Source organism: Sulfuricurvum sp., from assembly GCF_023250475.1.
Lineage (GTDB): Bacteria > Campylobacterota > Campylobacteria > Campylobacterales > Sulfurimonadaceae > Sulfuricurvum.
Window position 1 is genome coordinate 1 of record NZ_JAHFAQ010000090.1, and the last position, 1,551, is coordinate 1,551.

General features: G+C 47.8%; 3 protein-coding genes. All 3 read right to left on the reverse strand.

The genetic code is table 11. The annotated features are described in order from the left end of the window. The coding region (locus Q0C19_RS08775; RefSeq protein ID WP_295055174.1) for a hypothetical protein at positions 1-208 on the reverse strand (208 nt) is incomplete at its 3' end. Further along, a complete protein-coding gene (locus Q0C19_RS08780) occupies positions 205-765 on the reverse strand; it encodes a globin (RefSeq protein ID WP_295055176.1) in 561 nt (186 codons plus the stop codon). The genes Q0C19_RS08780 and Q0C19_RS08775, both read right to left, overlap by 4 nt. Positions 766-775: 10 nt before the next feature. Then, on the reverse strand, positions 776-1,551 hold a 776-nt coding region (locus tag Q0C19_RS08785), incomplete at its 5' end, for an OprD family outer membrane porin (protein WP_295055178.1).

The window sequence follows — 1,551 nt, forward strand, 5'->3', positions numbered from 1 at the left end:
TGAGAGCCGCAGGGGTATAATCGGCCAATGAGATCATGATCGGGTTCTCTTTGGGCAATTCAACGCGATGGCTTATGGAGAGGTAGAATGCCGCACTCACAACCGCTATATGTACGAGGAGTGAAGCGGCAAATGATTTGACTTTTAAGATGCCGTTATTATGTTGTATCTTATTTGATATAACGATAGGATTAAAAAAAATCATCATTTTCCCCATATAGCCGAATAGGGATGTCTCTCGATCGGAGCGACGGTCGTTCGGCGGTTGATCATACGGATGGAGAGCGGTTCTATCCAGTTCCAAAATTCTTCGATACATCCGATCGGCATACCTAAATCATGAATCGTTTTTTTGTACATCATGAGCCAGATTTCACGCCCTTTTTCATCGATGGTAATATGAAAATGGCGCATACGAAGGGCAGGGTGCCCATGTACGGGAGTGTACGCTTTTTCTCCGCCGAGCGCTTCGACGAAAAAATCTGCGGTCTTGTCGGTGGCAAACTCGAACGCCCTGTCATCGGAGGGAAACAGATTTCCGATAGCACTTTTACGCAGCAGACCGTGATGATAGCGGACCATTTTGCGGATATTATCCTCTCCCCACTGCTGGTAAAGGAGGATCGTCGGAAACGGTACTTCGGGATAAATAAAATCGATTTTGGCTTCTGCCGTCTGTGTCTCGGTGCTGGCGCTTTGGAACGGTTTGGTTCCGCAGGCACTGAACTGTGAAACCGGTTTGCCCTCAGACATTAAGTGTGTCATCTCTTATCCTTTAAAAACGGTAATTGGCTTCTAAACGCAATTCGTTGTTGGAGGTATCATTTTTGATCCCCTCAGAAGGGCCTCCGGAATTTCCGGCAATGTTTTGTCCCACAACATCGTTATTCTGAATCATGTAACGGGCTTTCAACTCCAGCCCTTTGATACTGGCGACTTTGTAGAGTCCGTCGATATTCCACTGGTGGGTGTCTCCGTTACCGTAATAACGCTGCGTTTGACCCTGATAGCCGATTTTAGTCGTATCACGGTTGTAATAACTGTAACTGACCAATGCGCTGAATCCGGAAATAAGAGTGTTGAAGTCATAATCAAACTGCGCTTTGTACGATTTGGTATTGGCATTCCAATCGGTCTGCGTCATGGAACGGGTATATCCGTCCGTCGGGAATCCGCGCCACGGAGCGATCAAATCACCCTCTCCGTCAGTATGCGAATAGGCAAGCAACAGTTTGGATGCTCCGTAGTTCACAACAGTACGAAGGGCGTACATATAGGTATCGACACGGTTATCGCTGTCCCCTTTGAAACGGACTTTTGCGTTTCCTCCGGTCGGAGAGGTTGCCGTAACGGCACCGGCCGAATAAATAGAGGAGGCATCTTTAGGTTTGATAATATCTCCCGCCCCCTGGTCAAACTGCTGCATATAACGTCCGCCGAGGGTAATAATCGTATCTCCGGCTTCAAACGCATAATTGGCTTCAACCATCCCCTGATCGACGATATCATCCCAATGCATTCCCCACGCCTGAAGTTCAAGGGAATCGATGG

Excerpts from the sequence above, each read along its gene's own strand:
- Q0C19_RS08780 (WP_295055176.1), bottom strand. The coding sequence starts at position 765 with ATGACACACTTAATGTCTGAGGGCAAACCGGTTTCACAGTTCAGTGCC.